Raw genomic sequence first — 16540 nt, 5'->3', positions numbered from 1 at the left:
ATGGCCCTGCCAAACTGGCTGGGGATGAACTGACCCAACGGCGCCTGCAGCCCCAGCAATGGGGCTGTGGGTGACAGTCATCTAGCCTCGCGTAGCGCATCGAGCAATTGCTGTTTGCGCATGGTCGAGCGGCCAGCCAGATTGCGCTTGCGCGCCAGATCCATAAGCTCGGTCTTGGTCATTCGGTCCAGTCGTTGACCGGGTCGTGGCGTGCCTTTGCGCGTAGCCGCAGCCCGGCGTGCAGATGATCGGCGGGCGGCCTCTTTGCCGGCTTCATCAGTCTGTCGACCCGAACCGCCGACCTTGTTGCCTCCGCCTGACTGCTTGTTCACCGTGGCCCAGGCCCGTGCTTGGGCCTCATCTTCTGGCACGCCCTTAGCCTTGTAGCTGTCTTCTATATGTTCGGCTTTACGCTTTTGTTTCTCGGTGTACTTGTCCTTGCTTGCGCGTGTCATGACATGTTCTCCCGATTCGCCGTGGTGCCGGATTGCCCCGCGGCGCATAAGGCAAGAGAACCTTGTAGCGGGGCTTTGGTTCCTGTGAGCGGATGGATGGAGGCATGCAGTGCTGATTAGATGAACCTTTGCCGTGTTTTCACCTCAGAAACAGAAGGGTTCCATTCTGGAGAGGCTGATGGACATTAGCGAACGCATTATCGCGACCCTGATTCTCGAGTTTTCTGATCTTGGCCAAGTAGAGCAACTGACCCGGGCCAGCCTGCGCCTGTTGTTGGCGATGTTCCTTGGCGGGCTGCTCGGCTACGAGCGTGAGGTTATGGGCAAGGCCGCAGGCATACGCACACATATGCTGGTGTGCCTCGGTGCGACTATCTTTGTGATGGCCCTGGAACAGGAAGGTGCCGAACATGACGCCATGAGCCGGGTCATCCAGGGGGTGGCCACGGGCATCGGTTTTGTTTGCGCGGGTACGATTCTCAAAGGTGACAGTATCGCCAATGTCAAGGGGCTGACCACGGCTGCCGGATTGTGGGCCTCGGCGGCCATAGGCGTAGCAGTTGGTCTGGGGCGAGAGGCAACTGCGCTGATCTCGACAGTTATCGTGCTATTGGTATTGCATGTGATGCCATTGCTTCAAGGCTCAAACACGGACGACGAAAAACACTAGATGCCCGGCGCCATGGCCGCCAGAAGCGAGGGAAGGGGTCACCCAGTCGACGGCTGTAGAGCGTCGACTGGGTGAACTGCAAGCGTCGCGCCGATCTTGGCTAGACGGCCAGGCCGCGCGCCGCAATAACACGGCTGACGTCTTGCTTGAGCAGGTAGACCGACACCGCCAGCAACACCAGGTCCTTCAACAGAAAAGCTGAAACTATGGTCATGGCGGGAAAACCGCCAGCACCTTGGTGCCAGGCACCCGGTGCAAAGGGAAAGATGCTAAGGGTGCCAAGGAAGGTCGCACATGACCCCAGGGCGCCCAGTACTCCCAGCTTTTTGTGCCAGAAGCCCATAAACAATAACGTGGCAAAGGTCCATTCCGAAGCACCAAGGAAAATGCTCGTGCCATTGACCCCGAATACTGGAATCGTCCAGGAAATAAGGGGGCCGTTATTGATCAGCGGCAGCAAATCAACTATTTCGGCTTCGAACCATTTGTCATAGCCAAACCACAGAAAAATGATCACCATCACGCTGCGGAGCAGATGGTAATCAAGGTCGCGCTTGAGAAGCCCCGAACGGCCAAGCAGTTCTATAAAGTAATTCATGATCAACTCCAGACGTAATAGCAGGAAGCGGTGAGCACCAGGCTTCAGTGAAGAAATCGTTTTGGCTCTGGGCTTGTGCCATCCATGGCCGCAGTCGCCAGTACCGCTTCGCTTAGCCTATGGTTTGAATGATTCGCCGGGCAATGTGCTCAGCGTGAGTCTCAAGTGCGAAATGGCCGGTATCCAGAAGCTCGACAACCGCATTGGGGTTATCACGCTTGAACGCTTCAGCACCTGGTGGGATGAAAAAAGGATCGTGCTTGCCCCAGATAACCAAGGTCGGGATCTTGTGACTGCGGAAGAATTCCTGGAACTCTGGGTAGCGCTCCAGGTTATTGGCGTAATCAAGAAACAGATCCAGCTGGATGTCCTTGTTTCCGGGACGCTCCATCAGCAGGGTATCGAGTCTGTATGACTCAGGTGCGACCAACTCTGGGCGCTCAACACCGTGCAGATACTGCCAGCGTGTGCCTTCGAGACTGAGGACATTATCAGCGATCACTTGGCGATTGGCGGCAGTGGGTTCGGCCCAATAAGCCCTGATCGGAGCCCATGCATCACCCAATCCCTCCAGGTAGGCATTGCCATTCTGGCTTATCAGGCCTGTCACCCGGCCGGGGTATTGCACAGCCAATCGCAAGCCCACTGGGGCGCCATAGTCAAAGACATACATTGAGTAGGCCTTCAGGCCCAACACCTCAACGAAATCCCCCAGCGTTTTGGCCAGGGCGTCAAAACTGTAGAGGTAGGCGCGCGAATCTGGCACCTCTGTGAAACCAAAGCCGGGCAAGTCTGGCGCGATGATGTGGTAGTGAGCCGATAGCAATGGAATGAGCTGGCGAAACTGATGCGAGGAGCTGGGATAACCGTGAAGCAACAACATCGTTGGCTTGTTCCGGTCTCCGGCTTCCCGATAGAACATGCGTACGCCATCGGCTTCGGCGAAGTTATAGGTGATCAACCTTGCGGTGTCATTTGCACTGGACATGATTTGTTCCTCAAGTGATGTGGGAATAAACACTGCATCTACGCAATAAACACTGGCATGGATTTAGTAACCTGTCAAAATGATTTTGAGAGGTTACTTGATTGTTCGGTTTTTATAACTGGACATGCCCAAGGCAAAACAGGCGCGAGGCGCTGTGCACGAAGCAATACAGGGACAGGGGGGAAGTCAGACGGCGTGTGGGCTCTACCAATGCCAGATCAGGCATTGGCAATCAGTTGAGCAGGTGGAGCAGCGGCAGGCGAGCGCCCAAGGTAGGAGAGCGCGCTAATCTAGTCGTCAGTCGCTTTTTGGCGTTCGCGATGCGCCGCCGCTTTTGCACGATTGCCGCAGACTGACATGCTGCACCAACGACGCTTCTTGCCACGCGTATGGTCAACAAACATGAGGGTGCAGCGCGTTCCTTCGCAGCTTTTGATATTTGAGAAGTCTTCCTCGCAAATAAACCTAGCCAGCACTTCTGCAATGGGAAGGAGTAGTGCGTCAGGGGTCCGCCAACGCCGGTGAGACTGCAGTTCAAGCTGGGCAGGGCTGTGTTGAGACGCAGCTATCTGGCTGAACTTATCGTCCCTGTCCAGCAAACGGTTGAGGGTTGCCAGATCACTCAAAGCCTCGGTTGGCAGCGTGTTTCCAGCATATTTGGAGACAAAGGTCCTGAACCAGTCACGTAGCGCCCTGGTTTGTGTCGCAACGGCCTCCAACTCACCTGGCAACGCACCTGCCTCGATATGCGCCAGGGTTTGCGGGGCAACCCAGCCGGACTGCGCCAACCAATCAAGTAAGCCACGCGCATCGGCGAGCCAGTCGACCTCTTCATCGACAGGTGTGGCTATTGAGTTGAGGAAGTCCAGGGCTGGTGCATCAGCGACGAAAATTGCAGGCACAGCTGAGATAGGGGGCATTGGCTGCTCGCTTTAGGTCGGGTATGGCTGAAGGGTAACCAGACAAACTACCTTTGACAAGTTACACAGTCTTTAATAACCTGATTATTGCCTCTTGAGCGGTTACCGTCGATTGGCCTTGGGCAGCTTGATCTCTCGGAGCACTGTCAAATCGAGCCGATGCCTTTGCGCACCCTGGAAGGAGAATTTTATGAAAGCGATCGTTCTGGAAAAATTTGGTGGCCTGGATAGCATGGTTTATAAAAATATTGCTGAGCCTGAAGACAAGGAAGGCTACGTCATTATCGAAATCAAGGCATTTGGTATTAACCATGCAGAGATGCATATGCGGCGTGGTGAATGGGCTGAAGCCGCTCCGGTAAGCGGGATTGAATGTGTAGGCATTGTTAAATCCTGTCCAGGAGGAGAGTTCCCTGTAGGGGCCAAGGTCGCCGCGTTGATGGGCGGGCTTGGCAGGACGATCAATGGCAGCTATGCCGAGTACACCCAGGCACCAGTCACCAACGTTGCGCTTATCAATGCCGATCTTCCATGGGCGCAGTTGGCTGCCATTCCTGAAACCTATGCCACGGCCTGGACCTGCCTGTTCCGCAATCTCGAAATCGAGCGGGGCCAGACGCTGCTGATCAGGGGCGCTACCTCTTCATTTGGGCAGGCTGCAATCAAGTTGGCTGTAAACGCCGGGATTCGCGTGATTGCAACAACCCGTAGCCAGAGGCGTGCACAGATGCTCAAGGCGCTCGGCGCTGCCGGTGTTGAACTTGAAGGGCCCGCCTTATCAACCAGTATTGCCGGGGCCAAAGGCTTTGATGCCGTGCTCGACCTGGTGGGCAACAGTACGGTACTCGACTCCCTGGCAATTGTGCGGCGCGGTGGTCGTGTATGCCTGGCAGGATGGTTGGGTGGGCTTGATCCTATAGGTGATTTCAACCCACTGCTGCAGATGGCGAGTGGCGTTTACCTGACATTCTTTGCAAGCTTCGTCTTTGGCACCCCAGGGTTTCCTCTCGCGGATGTGCCACTGCAAGCCATTGCCGAAGAGGCTGCCGCCGGACGCCTTGATGTAAAGCCATCACGGGTATTCGGATTTGAGGAGATTCACGAAGCTCACCGCGTGATGGAAGCCAATGAAGCAGAAGGCAAGATGGTTGTCGTTATGCGCTAATATCAAGGCCCAATGGCATATGCTTGGGACTGTCACAGGCTAGCTGGCACACCAATTTATAACCGGGAGTCGTCGTGCGGGGTGTGAAAGTGCTTTTGTTGTTGTCCGTTCTGGGCTTTGGCGTGCTGTTCGGAGTCTGGCGCGGTTGGGTGTCCTTGCCTGATGCCTGGAATCCATGGGCGCCACTGGATGTGGCCGCCCAACCCAATTGGCTGACGCGCTACAAGCTGATGCGGCTACGCAATGATCCGCAGCTCTGTGAACAGGCCCTGGAAGGCTCTGGCTTGAGGTTTGTAAAGCAGCAAGACAGTCCCGCAGATGCACGTTGCCCGCTACAGAACGTGGTGCGGGTCCAGGGTGGCAATCCTGGGTTGAGCAGCAGTTTTCTGGCCAGTTGTCCACTTGCCGTGGCCTTTGCCTTGTTTGATCGCCATGGCTTGCAGCCGGCAGCGCAGGCTGTGTACGGGCAGCCCGTCAGCCAGATCGACCACTTGGGTAGTTTCGCCTGCAGGAATATTTACAACCGCAAGAACGGAGCCCTCAGCCGGCATGCAAGTGCCGACGCGCTTGATATAGCTGGTTTTCGTTTGGCTGACGGACGTCGCATCAGCGTGCTCAAGGATTGGTCGGGGCAGGGGGAAGATGCACGCTTTCTGCGCCTGGCACGCGATGGTGCTTGTGAGGCGTTCAACGTGGTTCTGAGCCCTGAATACAACGCTGCACATCGCAATCACTTTCACCTTGATGTGGGATCATGGTGGGTTTGCCGTTGAGCTGGGCCGGATGCCAGCACACATTGTGCTGGTCAGCTGAAGAAGAGCACGGCAGTGAGCCGTAGTTCCGCAGTCTTGAAGGCCAGAACTAACGCCTGATAGCAGGTCTACTGTTCATGTCGGATCACTGTCATAGCCCCCTTGCGGCGACTTGACAGCATGCTGTCGCTGCATAAAAAAACACTGGCGGACTCTCTAGGGGATGGCGTAAAAAGCCATGCTTGCAGTAAACGACTCATCGGTCATTTTATTTTAAGCATGTTGATAAAGCCCGCTTTGCGCTCGCAAAAAGCACCTGTGCCTGCAGGTTCTTGAGCCCGACTCAAGTCGACTGGCTTTATCAAATCAGGCTTCAAAGTGAAGTGCGATGAGCTACAAACATAAGAATAAGTGGTCGCCTGATGAAAATTAATCCATTGCCACCCTTGAATAGCCTGGTTGCCTTTGAGAGCGCTGCTCGTAATTTGAGCTTCACCCTTGCCGCCCATGAACTCAATGTGACCCAAGGGGCGGTAAGTCGTCAGGTCAGGTTGCTGGAGGACTACCTGGGCAAGGCGCTTTTCGAGCGTACGACTCGAGCCATGAACCTTACGCCAACCGGTAACCAATATTACGAAGTCGTTCGCGAGACCTTGATTCAACTGGCCAGCGCCACCGGAGAAATTCGTCACTGGAAAGGTTCGCAGCAAGTCACGGTAGCGACCAGCACTGCAATGGCCTCATTGTGGCTGTTGCCAAAAGTAGCCGAGTTCCAGCGTGACAACGAAGAAATTGACCTGCGCATCATCGCCTACGATCACGTCAAGGATTACTCGCGGCTCGATTGTGACTTGGCGCTTTACTATTGCCGCACCTTGCCAAAGAACATGCAGGTCACTCCCTTGTTCACCGAGGAAGTATTCCCGGTGTGCAGCCCGGCTTATCTGGCCAAGCACCCTGAACTGGAAAGCGTTGAGCACTTTTCATCCTGCACCTTGTTGTGGCTGGAAGACCCACAGCGCGATTGGATAGGCTGGTCGGAGTGGTTTACCCGGCTGGGTACAAAAATGGTCCAGCCACGGCATCGAATCAATATCAACAGCTACTCGATGTTGCTGCAGTCGGCCATAGGCGGGCAGGGCATCGCTTTGGCCTGGTCGAACCTGGTCGACAACCATCTGCAGACGGGCGCCTTGGTCCGCCCGGTTGAATCGACCTTGATGACCGAAGGGCAATTTTGCTTGCTCGAACCGAACAGTCGGGCTGCAACACGCCAAAGCGTGAAGCAATTTCGTTCCTGGTTAATTTCCCAACTACCGCTTGCCGCAAGCGATCCTGAATCCGGCGCTTGATGGTTCAGGCAATAGTTTTTCTCTTCAATTAATGACTTTTAATCATATATAAAAATAATAAGTGCTCTTAGCAGCTTGCATAGGGCCTTTAATAAATTATTAATGATTAAAAGTCATAAACGATCATGTAAAAAATCGTTTGTCGCAAATCGCTGTTTTTCTCGAAACTCGCGGTCAACGGAGCGTGGCTAATGCACCTGCCGAACTTGACCCAACCGTGCCCAGCAGGGGAGAAAAACAATGAACAATTCTATCTCTCAACGTATTCCGGTCCAGCAACTGGAAACCGTCCTCAACCCCATTCACCAAGCCACCGGGCTCAGCAATGAGTTCTATACCGAGCAGCGTTATTTCGAGTTAGAGCGTGATCAAGTCATGGGCAAGACCTGGGCATGCATCGGCTTTGCCAGCGATCTTGTACAGAAAGGGGCGGTCAAGCCAGTTGATTTCATGGGGCTGCCATTGCTGTTGATGCGTAATCGCGAAGGGGTGGTGCAGGTATTCCACAACGTATGCAGCCACCGCGGCATGAAACTGGTCGAAGAAGAAGGCGTTGTGCAAGGGGTCATCCGTTGCCCTTACCATTCCTGGACTTACGATTTGAATGGCGCACTGCGCGGCACGCCTCACGTGGGGGGAATCGACAAGCACAAGGATGAGCGTTTCGCTTGCGAAAAACATGGCCTTAAAGCGCTGCGCAGCGCGACCTGGATGGACATGGTGTTCGTCAACCTGTCGGGTGACGCTCAACCGCTGGAGGAAATGCTTGCCCCCCTGACCGACCGTTGGAGCCAGTTTCTGGGAGACGATGGCATGAGCCTGCTGCGTCGCCGACCAGGTTTCGATGCCACCACCCTGGATATCAACTGCAACTGGAAACTGGCCGTTGAAAACTACTGCGAGGCATATCACCTGCCTTGGGTCCACCCCAGCCTGAATACCTATTCACGCCTTGAAGACCACTACAACATCATGTTCGGCGACAACTTCGCAGGGCAGGGCAGCTACGCCTACAACCTGTCAGATGTAGCAGGCACGCATATGCCGAAGTTTCCGAGCTGGCCGCAAGACCGTCTGCGCAATGCCGAGTACGTAGCCTTTTTCCCCAACGTTCTGCTGGGTATTCAGGCCGATCACGCTTTTGCCATGCAACTGGAACCGGTAGCGCCGGGGCGCACCCTTGAACATCTACGTGTGTTCTACGTCGGCGATGAAGCGCTGAACGATGAATACGCTGCTTGCCGCAATTCAATTCTGGAGTCTTGGAAAGTGGTGTTCGCCGAAGACGTGAGTTCGGTGGAGGGCATGCAGAAAGGTCGTCACTCGCCGGGTTACAAAGGTGGTGCCTTCTCGCCCGAGATGGATATTCCGACCCATTTTTTCCATACCTGGGCTGCTCGCCAGTTCCTGGAAACGGACAAGTCGGCCTAAGGAGACAGACATGACCAACATCAATGCTCACTGGCTCAACTATATCGATGGAGAATGGGTCGATAGCGCCAATCAGCTCAAGGTGCATCAACCTGCCACTGGCGAACCATTGGCGACCATCGCCCAGGCCTCTGTGGCCGATGCTCAGCGCGCACTGGATGCTGCTCGCCGCTGCGCTGACAGCAACGAACTAAACCGCGTACGACCAGCTCAGCGGGTAACCTGGCTGTTGCAGATTGCCGCTGAGATCCGGGCGGTTGCCGAGGAGGGCGCCTGGGTGCTCTGCAAGGAAAACGGCAAAAGCCTCAATGATGCCCGTGACGAGTTCACCGAAGCTGCGCGTTACTTCGAATACTACGCTGGCATGGCCGACAAGATCGAGGGCACCTCGATCCCACTGGGCAATGGCTATATGGATTTCACCCAGTACGATCCGATGGGCGTGTCGGCGCAGATCGTACCCTGGAACTTCCCGGTATCCATTTGTGCGCGCTCACTGGCTCCGGCTTTGGCGGCCGGAAATGCGGTGGTGATCAAATCGCCAGAGCTGTCACCGCTTGGCATGTGCGTGTTGATCCGTGCAATTGCCAAAGTCGGGCTGCCCAAGGGAGCGGTCAACCTGATCTGCGGACGCGGCCGGGAAGTGGGTTCATACCTGGTCAGCAGCAAACAGGTGGATCAGATTGTATTCACCGGATCAGTTCCAACAGGGCAATCGATTCTGCACGCTGCGGCTGAAAACGCTACTCCGAGCGTGATGGAGTTGGGCGGTAAATCGGCGGCGCTGGTGTTTGCCGATGCGGATCGCCAACAGGTATTGAGCAGTGTCAAAAGCGGTATTTTCTTCAATGCCGGCCAGGTCTGTTCAGCCCTGTCGCGACTGCTCGTGCAGCGCGAGATCTACGATGAAATCGTTGATCTGGTTGTGAATATGGCCGAAGGCCTGAGTGTCGATATTGGCGAACACAATCCCGACCTGACGCCAGTAATCAGCGCCGGACAGCTTGCAGGCATCGAACAGCTGTGCCGCACCGCAGTTGAAGAAGGCGCAGTGATTGCCACTGGTGGCGAGTCCTTTAATGATCGTGCCGGGCACTTTATGCGGCCAACGGTGATACGCGATGTCTGCCCGCAAATGAGCATTGCCCAGGATGAAGTATTCGGCCCGGTGCTGGCGGTTATTCCCTTTGATAGCGAAGAAGATGCCCTGGCCATAGCCAACGGCACCGAGTTCGGGTTGGTTGCCGGTGTCTTTACCCAGGATATCAGCCGCGCCATGCGTTGCACACGCCGCTTGAAAGCAGGCCAGGTGTTCGTCAATGAATGGTATGCCGGTGGTATCGAAACGCCATTTGGCGGCGTCGGCTTGTCTGGTTTCGGCCGCGAGAAAGGGCAGGAAGCGCTCTACAGCTACGTTCGGACAAAAAACGTTGCCATCCGTGTTACCGGCGAGTAGCGGAGACGATCATGAAAAAGTGGTTATGTGTGGTTTGTGGCCTGATCTACGACGAAGCCGAAGGCTGGCCCAAAGATGGAATCGCTGCCGGGACGCGCTGGGAAGATGTACCTGAAGACTGGGTCTGCCCGGAGTGCGGCGTTGGTAAAAGTGATTTCGAAATGCTTGAAATCGACGAACCCGTCATTGCGGTAGCAACTCCCGCAGTTGCGCCCAAGCCAATTGTTGAAGCGCCAGCAAGCGTGCAACCACGCCAGCCGATCGTGATCATCGGCAGTGGCTATGCTGGTTATGGTTTAGCCCAGGCGTTACGCCGGGCAGATGCCAAGGTTGAAATTCGTTTGCTTACCCAGGACTCCGGGCATTTGTATTCCAAGCCTGGACTGTCCATTGCTCTTGCCCAGGGCAAGAGCGTCGAAGGCCTTGCCAGCGAGTCGCCACTGGCTCTGGAAAAGCGTCTGAACATCCGCATCTACCCACACTGCAAGGTCGAGCACATCGACAGTGCCAAGGCTGTGTTGCATACCAGTTTGGGTGAGATGGAATATGGCCAGTTGGTGCTGGCCAGTGGCGCCGCACCCATTCGCCTGCCGATTGCAGGCGATAGCGAGGCCATGCTCAGTGTCAATAACCTGCAGGACTACCAAGCCTTTCGCCAGCGCCTGGCCGGTGCCAGGCATGTGGCGATCCTGGGGGATGGTCTTATTGGTTGTGAGTTTGCCAATGATCTGGTCGGCAAGGGTTATCAGGTCAGCGTCATAGGCCTGGGGCAGTGGCCTATGGAGCGCCTGCTACCGGCGCAGGCCGGACAGCATCTACAAGAGGCGCTGAGCGAGCAGGGCGTCAATTGGTACCTGCAAAACTCGCTGACGCAGATTGACCGGCTGGAACAGGGCTATAGGTTGCAGCTAAGTGATGGTCAAGAGCTGGAGGCCGACCTAGTGCTGTCTGCGGTCGGGCTACGACCCAACCTGCAGCTTGCGCAGAGCGCCGGGATTGCAACCGACCGCGGGATCAAGGTCGACGCGCACTTGCGGACCTCGGTGCCGGGCATTTATGCCCTGGGTGACTGCATTGAAATCGACGGGCAGTTATTGCCCTATCTGGCACCAATCAACCAGGGAATCCAGGCACTGAGCAAAACCTTGCTCGGACAATTGAGCGCGACTGACTACCCACTGATGCCGGTCATGGTGAAAACACCAGCGGCGCCCCTGTGCCTGCTACCACCTGCAACAGGTATCCAGGGAGAGTGGCGCTGCACATCGACCGAAGATGGCATGAGCGCCGGGTTCTATTGCGCTGCCGGGAAACTGCATGGGTTCGTGCTGCTTGGACGCCAGGCCCAGTTGCAACGCAATAGTTGGCTGCAATCGTGCGAAACCGCGCAACAAGCCGTGGCCTGAGAGACGCATCATGACGAATAAGAACGCAAATTTACCCTTGGACGACTCAAGTTGCGGCTGGTACAGCGCATTGCATGATCTGCCAGCCGCCAAGCGCCTGCAGGGCCAGCAGCGTGCAGACTACGCTGTCATCGGCGCAGGCTTTGCCGGCCTGGCAGCCGCCAGGCGCCTGGCCGAGCAACTGCCTGAGGCGCGCATCCTTTTGATTGATGCCCAGCGCGTTGGGTACGGCGCTTCGGGGCGTAACTCGGGGTTTGTGATTGACCTGCCGCACAAGTTTGCCCTTGAGCATCCAGACCCTGCCCATAAGCAACGCCTGCTAGGGCTTAACCGTTCAGCAATCAGTCAATTGCAAGGCCTGGTCGACCAGCATGGCATTGATTGCCAATGGTCGCACGCCGGTAAATACCAGGGGGCGGTAGGTCCTCGCGGGCAAGCCTACCTTGAGCACTTTGCAAAACTGATGAAAGACCTCGGCGAGCCTTTTGAGTGGGTTGATCGCGGGGCATTAGCCAAGGTCATCGGCAGTCAACATTACAGCCAGGCCATTTTCACCCCGGGCTGCTACCTGATGCAGCCCGCCGCTCTGGTCAATGGCTTGGCTCGTAGCTTGCCGGCCAATGTCGAGTTGCTTGAAGAATCGCCCATCCAGCGGCTTGAGTCGGATGCCAATGGCGGCTGGGTTCTGCATGGCTCACAAGGCCGTATCACTACGCCAAAGCTGCTGTTGGGCACCAGCATATTTACTCAGGAATTCGGTTACCTGCGTAATCGCCTGCTACCAGTGATGACGTTTGCCAGCTGGACGCGGCAACTCACTGATGCTGAGCTCGCCGAGTATGGCGGTCAGCTGGATTGGGGCCTGACTCCGGCTGATCATGCCGGGACCACTGTTCGCATGACTCAGGATCGCCGCTTGATTATCCGCAACACCTACAAGCACGTTCCCAAGTACGGCCGTAGCACCAGTGATGCAATGCGCCAGCAAATTGCGCGAGATCATCGCAAGGCATTTGTGGCGCGCTTCCCGCAACTGGCCGCAGTGCCGTTTACCCATACCTGGGGCGGGGTGTACGCCATTTCTCGCAACTTCACCAACTTCTTTGGTGAATTGCAGGACGGTGTTTTTGCCTCCGCTTGCGACAACGGTGTCGGCGCGGCATGGGGCACGATTTCCGGCACTTTGCTGGCCGATCTAGCCATAGGCGCAGACTCAAGCCAGTTGCGTGATATTCAAGCGGTTACCGGCATGCCATCACTCAATCCGCCAGAACCTTTTCTGGGGTTGGGAGTGCGTTCACGCATTCGTTTAGCTGCATTCAACAGCCGGAGTGAAATATGAACAGCCCAACTTCCAGCGTAAAGGTTTCAGGCACAGGCCCGGTGTTGCTGGTTGACCACAAGGATCTCGACTTCACCTTGCGCAGCGCCGGTCAGGGCGATGGACAGGCCTTTGTGGCCCGGGCTGTCAGCAACGAAGTCTCGCCCAATATAGGCATTGGATTTGCCCGGTGGGAAGGTGCGCAAGTGGCCTGGACGCTACTCTATGACGAAGTGGTTTTTGTCATAGAAGGTTGCTTTGAGTTGCAGGCCAATGACCAGCTCTATCGCGTAACACCCGGGCAGTTGTTGTGGATTCCCGAGGGCACCGAGCTGGTCTATGGCGGCCATGCATTGTTCGGCTATGTAGTGCACCCAGGTGACTGGAAGCAACGTCATGGGCTTGTTTGATCAAGGCCAAGAGCCGCCGGTTTTCCAACTGCTCAACAGGATGGAAAACCGGCGGCCATGGAAAAAATATCAGTGATAAAAAGTCATAAATCAACTCAATAAAATGGTTTGTACAGCGGTTGGACCTGACTGAATATCGCTCTCCAGCACAAGTCCGGAACCTTGCCTTGTGGTGATTTCGCATTGACGAAACACGCCCCGGAATTGCTTTGAATACAAAAATAATAGCGAGGCCTTGTAATGAAAGAGATAGCTGCAGAGGGTGCTCATGCGCCCGCATTCAATATGCGCATCATGGGGTTGAACTTCCATCGCGTGATCTTCCCTGCATCATTTTTTATCGTGCTGGCACTGGTATTGGCCGCGTTGTATGAGCCTGTTGCCTTTGGCCAGGCCCTTGAGGCGATCAAGGGCTGGATTCTCAAGAATTGTGATTGGTTCATCATGATCATGGGCAATCTGGCCGTGTTGTTTTGTGCCGGTATTGCCCTGTCGCCTTACGGTAGAATCCGCCTGGGCGGTGAGAATGCAAAGCCTGAGTTCAGCACGCTGTCATGGTTCTCCATGATGTTTGCCGCCGGCATGGGTGTCGGCTTGCTCTACTGGGGCGTTGCCGAGCCGGTTGCGCAATACACCGAATGGTGGAAAACACCACTCAACGTGGTTAAGAACACACCAGAGGCGGCTCATGCGGCAATGGGGGCAACCATCTTTCATTGGGGGCTGCACCCCTGGGCGATTTACCTGACAAGTGCCCTGGTAATTGGCTATTTCGCGTTTAACAAAGGCATGCCTTTCTCACTTAGCTAAAGTTTGAAGCCGCTAATAGGCGATGCCTACAAAGGCTTGCCTGGGCAAATCGTCGATGTATTCACAGTCGTGCTGACCGTGTTTGGCCTGGCTACTTCGCTGGGCCTGGGTGCCATGCAGGCAACCGCCGGCATCACCCATGTGCTGGGTATTGCCAACTCCTTCAGCTTTCAGTTGTTGTTTATTTTCACGGTAACCGGCCTTGCAGCTCTTTCATTATGGCGCGGCATGCATGCCGGGGTGAAACTGTTGAGCAACGTCAATATGCTGCTGGCGTTGGCGCTGTTCGTATTGGTGGCTATTGCCGTTGGCGTGGGAACCTTTCTTTCATCAGTGCTGACCACAGCAGTGGATTATGTCGAGTACTTTGGCCCGCTGGCCAACTGGATCAATCGTCCAGACCCGGATTGGTTTCAAGGCTGGACGGTTTTCTATTGGGCGTGGTGGTGCACCTGGGGACCAATTGTCGGTGTGTTTGTGGCAAGGGTTTCTCGCGGTCGTACGCTGCGGCAATTGGTCTGCGTGGCAATGGTATTTCCAACCATAGCGACTGTTTTCTGGTTTGCCGCTTTTGGCCTTGGTGCCATCAATCAGGTCGCAGCAGGAGAGGGCGCACTCGCAGCAGGGCTGGCCGATATAAATATGGCATTGTTCCAGTTCCTGGAAGTGCTGCCGATGTCGACTATTACCTCCATGCTGGTGGTCGTGCTGCTGGTTATATTCATGGTCACATCGATGGATTCCGGCGCCCTGGTGGTTGATAACCTGGCCGCTGGTGGTGAGCCTGATACCCATGCGGGTCAGCGAATCCTGTGGCTGTTTATGGTGGCGTTGGTCACAGTCACTTTATTCGTGATTGGTGGCGACACTGCACTCAAGGGGATACAGGCTGGGGCTGTCGCGATGGGCCTGCCGTTCATGGCCATTATGCTGCTGATGATGGTCGGCTTTATCAAATCCCTCGTTACCGAGAGGCCAAGCTGAGTCCATCCCTTGGCCGATCAGCAATAACTTTCAAAACCGTTAGCGAGCAGTCGCTAGCGGTTTTTTTGCATCAGCGCTATTGCACTGGGCCATGCATTGATCTTGGCTGAAAGAATTATCAAACACCCCAGCATATAGGATAAGCGCATAAATATTTCATCTGAGAATGAGATGCAGCCTTGCATTTCTCAGTATCTCGGAATTTTCCTACAGGCCCCGAAGAAGCACACTACATCCAGCTGAGTAGTGGCAAAGTAACATTTGCGCCACTCCAAACCGAGGATGGTTCCGGAGTTTATTGAACAGATTCTATTGGAGTTTTACATGAAAACGCTTTCCGCTGCATTTCTGGGTCTTGCCAGTGTCGGTTTGCTGAGCGCCTCGGGCGCCTATGCTGCTGATGGCACTATCACCATTACTGGCCAAGTGGTTGACTCTTCTTGTGATATCGCTGTTAACGGTGCTACTGGCGACGCCACTGTCGTTCTGCCATCCGTATCCAAAACTACCCTGGCCAATCCAGGCGATACCGCTGGCGCGACTTCAGTGAGCATGTCACTGACTGGCTGCCCAGCGACTGGCAGCGTACGTGCCTACTTCGAGGCCCTGAACGTCGACCAGGCCACAGGCTATTTGATCAACACCGCAGCTGCAACTCCTGCTGAGAATGTACAGGTACAGGTGACTGATGCTTCTGGCACCGGTATCGATCTGCGTACCAACGATAACAACAACTTCGTAGGTTTTACCGACGATGGTGGTACTGGTACCGCGAACCTTGAGTACGGTGTGCAGTACGTCGCCACCGATGCCGCGACAGCTGGTCAGGTAGAGACTCAACTGGTCTATAGCCTCGATTATCAGTAACTCGTTGCCCGGCCGTGGAAGTGATCTGCGGCCGGGGTATTCAGGAGGAGGTTGGTATGCGTAGCGCTCTGAGAAAAATGACATCCTGTTTGCTTGCGGGGCTACTGGTTGCTCCGCTGATGGTGCAGGCAGGGGTTCAGATCGCAGGGACGCGCTTTATCTATCCGGCAGGTGAACGTGAGATCAACGTTCGCTTGACTAACACAGCCAATAAACCCGCATTGGTGCAGGCATGGCTTGATGCAGGCGATCCTTCGGTGCAGCCAGGTGCCGAGCAGTTACCTTTTGTCGTGTTGCCACCCTTGGTACGGGTTGAAGCCAACAAAGGGCAGACGCTGCGTGTGGTACATGTAGGTGGTCAACTGCCAAAGGATCAAGAGTCGGTGTTCTGGCTCAATGTGCTGGAGGTACCGCCCAGGGCCGAGGGTACAGGTGATCGCAACGTCATGCAGTTGGCATTTCGTACACGACTCAAGCTGTTCTACCGTCCCGAAGGGCTTCAGGGCAAGTTGCAAGATGCAGTTGAAAAACTGAGTTGGACACTGGTTCGCGCCAGTACCGGTTATGCATTGCAAGCACGCAATGACTCCGCCTTTCATGTCAGTTTTGCCCATATAGAACTGAAGGCGGGCGGCAAGAAATAATTTTTGCCCATATAGAACTGAAGGCGGGCGGAAAGAAATCCAGCCTCGACAGCGGTGGCATGGTTGCACCGCGTGCGACACAAGATTTTCCTTTGAAAGGGGTCAATGGCCCAGTTTCGAGCGGGCAAGTCCAGGTGAACTGGCTTGATGATTTCGGTGCTAGCCGAGAGCAGAGCTATGAACTGAAACGCTAGCCAGGAGTGGTGCTTTACCTAGCTATCGCTGGCGTCACTAATTGAACTTGCCTGGTTTCCAGTAGGTGGGTTTGTTCGCCTCGCATAAAAGTCTTTCTGGAAGATTCTAGGTCATCA

The 16540-nt window shown here is 55.3% G+C and carries 16 protein-coding genes and 2 pseudogenes; 14 read left to right on the top strand and 4 right to left on the bottom strand.

Features of this window, described 5'->3' with window-relative positions:
* Positions 1–77: 77 nt before the first annotated feature.
* The gene (locus PSES9_RS0103700; protein WP_010678666.1) at positions 78–455 is read right to left on the bottom strand and encodes a Rho termination factor N-terminal domain-containing protein; all 378 of its coding nucleotides are present in this window, start codon (positions 453–455) and stop codon (positions 78–80) included.
* 178 nt (positions 456–633) lie between these two features.
* Here PSES9_RS0103700 and PSES9_RS0103695 point away from each other — a divergent pair, with 178 nt between their 5' ends.
* Positions 634–1125: an MgtC/SapB family protein gene (locus PSES9_RS0103695; protein ID WP_010678665.1), complete on the top strand. Its 492-nt coding sequence runs from the start codon at positions 634–636 to the stop codon at positions 1123–1125.
* A 100-nt stretch (positions 1126–1225) separates the two neighbouring features.
* On the opposite strand, the gene PSES9_RS0103690 is transcribed toward PSES9_RS0103695, so the two are convergent.
* From PSES9_RS0103690 to PSES9_RS0103680, 3 genes are all read right to left on the bottom strand, one after another.
* Positions 1226–1723: a YkgB family protein gene (locus tag PSES9_RS0103690; protein WP_010678664.1), complete on the bottom strand. Its 498-nt coding sequence runs from the start codon at positions 1721–1723 to the stop codon at positions 1226–1228.
* A 112-nt stretch (positions 1724–1835) separates the two neighbouring features.
* The gene (locus PSES9_RS0103685) at positions 1836–2711 is read right to left on the bottom strand and encodes an alpha/beta fold hydrolase (protein WP_010678663.1); all 876 of its coding nucleotides are present in this window, start codon (positions 2709–2711) and stop codon (positions 1836–1838) included.
* A gap of 290 nt (positions 2712–3001) precedes the next feature.
* A complete protein-coding gene (locus tag PSES9_RS0103680; RefSeq protein ID WP_010678662.1) occupies positions 3002–3631 on the bottom strand; it encodes a CGNR zinc finger domain-containing protein in 630 nt (209 codons plus the stop codon).
* 190 nt (positions 3632–3821) lie between these two features.
* Between PSES9_RS0103680 and PSES9_RS0103675 the strand changes: the two genes are divergently transcribed.
* From PSES9_RS0103675 to PSES9_RS25635, 13 genes and pseudogenes are all read left to right on the top strand, one after another.
* Positions 3822–4796, top strand: a complete 975-nt coding sequence (locus PSES9_RS0103675; protein WP_010678661.1) for a zinc-binding alcohol dehydrogenase family protein — start codon at positions 3822–3824, stop codon at positions 4794–4796.
* A 74-nt stretch (positions 4797–4870) separates the two neighbouring features.
* Positions 4871–5569: an extensin-like domain-containing protein gene (locus PSES9_RS0103670; protein ID WP_029529354.1), complete on the top strand. Its 699-nt coding sequence runs from the start codon at positions 4871–4873 to the stop codon at positions 5567–5569.
* Between the two features lie 401 nt (positions 5570–5970).
* Complete coding sequence (locus tag PSES9_RS0103665; protein WP_010678659.1) at positions 5971–6900, top strand: LysR substrate-binding domain-containing protein; 930 nt, start codon at positions 5971–5973, stop codon at positions 6898–6900.
* A gap of 240 nt (positions 6901–7140) precedes the next feature.
* Positions 7141–8331, top strand: a complete 1191-nt coding sequence (locus PSES9_RS0103660) for an aromatic ring-hydroxylating oxygenase subunit alpha (protein WP_010678658.1) — start codon at positions 7141–7143, stop codon at positions 8329–8331.
* Positions 8332–8341: 10 nt separating this feature from the next.
* Complete coding sequence (locus PSES9_RS0103655) at positions 8342–9787, top strand: aldehyde dehydrogenase family protein (RefSeq protein WP_010678657.1); 1446 nt, start codon at positions 8342–8344, stop codon at positions 9785–9787.
* 11 nt (positions 9788–9798) lie between these two features.
* Positions 9799–9960 (top strand): annotated as a pseudogene (locus PSES9_RS25195) (rubredoxin); the annotation flags it as partial.
* Positions 9949–11193: an FAD-dependent oxidoreductase gene (locus tag PSES9_RS0103650; protein ID WP_238530361.1), complete on the top strand. Its 1245-nt coding sequence runs from the start codon at positions 9949–9951 to the stop codon at positions 11191–11193. The pseudogene PSES9_RS25195 and the gene PSES9_RS0103650, both read left to right, overlap by 12 nt.
* Before the next feature lie 10 nt (positions 11194–11203).
* Complete coding sequence (locus tag PSES9_RS0103645) at positions 11204–12535, top strand: NAD(P)/FAD-dependent oxidoreductase (protein WP_010678655.1); 1332 nt, start codon at positions 11204–11206, stop codon at positions 12533–12535.
* Entirely contained in the window at positions 12532–12924 is a 393-nt protein-coding gene (locus PSES9_RS0103640) for an ethanolamine utilization protein EutQ (protein WP_010678654.1), read from the top strand. Before PSES9_RS0103645 ends, PSES9_RS0103640 begins: the two co-directional genes overlap by 4 nt.
* Before the next feature lie 240 nt (positions 12925–13164).
* Positions 13165–14718, top strand: a pseudogene (locus tag PSES9_RS22950) (BCCT family transporter).
* 324 nt (positions 14719–15042) lie between these two features.
* Complete coding sequence (locus PSES9_RS0103625; protein WP_010678651.1) at positions 15043–15585, top strand: fimbrial protein; 543 nt, start codon at positions 15043–15045, stop codon at positions 15583–15585.
* A 56-nt stretch (positions 15586–15641) separates the two neighbouring features.
* A complete protein-coding gene (locus tag PSES9_RS0103620) occupies positions 15642–16229 on the top strand; it encodes a fimbrial biogenesis chaperone (protein ID WP_010678650.1) in 588 nt (195 codons plus the stop codon).
* Positions 16226–16423: a hypothetical protein gene (locus PSES9_RS25635; RefSeq protein ID WP_083840237.1), complete on the top strand. Its 198-nt coding sequence runs from the start codon at positions 16226–16228 to the stop codon at positions 16421–16423. Before PSES9_RS0103620 ends, PSES9_RS25635 begins: the two co-directional genes overlap by 4 nt.
* The last annotated feature ends 117 nt before the right edge of the window (positions 16424–16540 follow it).

Source organism: Pseudomonas sp. S9, from assembly GCF_000222125.1.
GTDB classification, from domain to species: Bacteria; Pseudomonadota; Gammaproteobacteria; order Pseudomonadales; family Pseudomonadaceae; genus Aquipseudomonas; species Aquipseudomonas segetis.
The sequence above is the reverse complement of the archived record's forward strand: the minus strand, read 5'-3'. Positions and strand labels throughout refer to the sequence as shown.

Coding starts and splice junctions, on each gene's coding strand:
- PSES9_RS0103700 (WP_010678666.1), bottom strand. CDS start 455: ATGACACGCGCAAGCAAGGACAAGTACACCGAGAAACAAAAGCGTAAA.
- PSES9_RS0103695 (WP_010678665.1), top strand. CDS start 634: ATGGACATTAGCGAACGCATTATCGCGACCCTGATTCTCGAGTTTTCT.
- PSES9_RS0103690 (WP_010678664.1), bottom strand. CDS start 1,723: ATGAATTACTTTATAGAACTGCTTGGCCGTTCGGGGCTTCTCAAGCGC.
- PSES9_RS0103685 (WP_010678663.1), bottom strand. CDS start 2,711: ATGTCCAGTGCAAATGACACCGCAAGGTTGATCACCTATAACTTCGCC.
- PSES9_RS0103680 (WP_010678662.1), bottom strand. CDS start 3,631: ATGCCCCCTATCTCAGCTGTGCCTGCAATTTTCGTCGCTGATGCACCA.
- PSES9_RS0103675 (WP_010678661.1), top strand. CDS start 3,822: ATGAAAGCGATCGTTCTGGAAAAATTTGGTGGCCTGGATAGCATGGTT.
- PSES9_RS0103665 (WP_010678659.1), top strand. CDS start 5,971: ATGAAAATTAATCCATTGCCACCCTTGAATAGCCTGGTTGCCTTTGAG.
- PSES9_RS0103660 (WP_010678658.1), top strand. CDS start 7,141: ATGAACAATTCTATCTCTCAACGTATTCCGGTCCAGCAACTGGAAACC.
- PSES9_RS0103655 (WP_010678657.1), top strand. CDS start 8,342: ATGACCAACATCAATGCTCACTGGCTCAACTATATCGATGGAGAATGG.
- PSES9_RS0103650 (WP_238530361.1), top strand. CDS start 9,949: ATGCTTGAAATCGACGAACCCGTCATTGCGGTAGCAACTCCCGCAGTT.
- PSES9_RS0103645 (WP_010678655.1), top strand. CDS start 11,204: ATGACGAATAAGAACGCAAATTTACCCTTGGACGACTCAAGTTGCGGC.
- PSES9_RS0103640 (WP_010678654.1), top strand. CDS start 12,532: ATGAACAGCCCAACTTCCAGCGTAAAGGTTTCAGGCACAGGCCCGGTG.
- PSES9_RS0103625 (WP_010678651.1), top strand. CDS start 15,043: ATGAAAACGCTTTCCGCTGCATTTCTGGGTCTTGCCAGTGTCGGTTTG.
- PSES9_RS0103620 (WP_010678650.1), top strand. CDS start 15,642: ATGCGTAGCGCTCTGAGAAAAATGACATCCTGTTTGCTTGCGGGGCTA.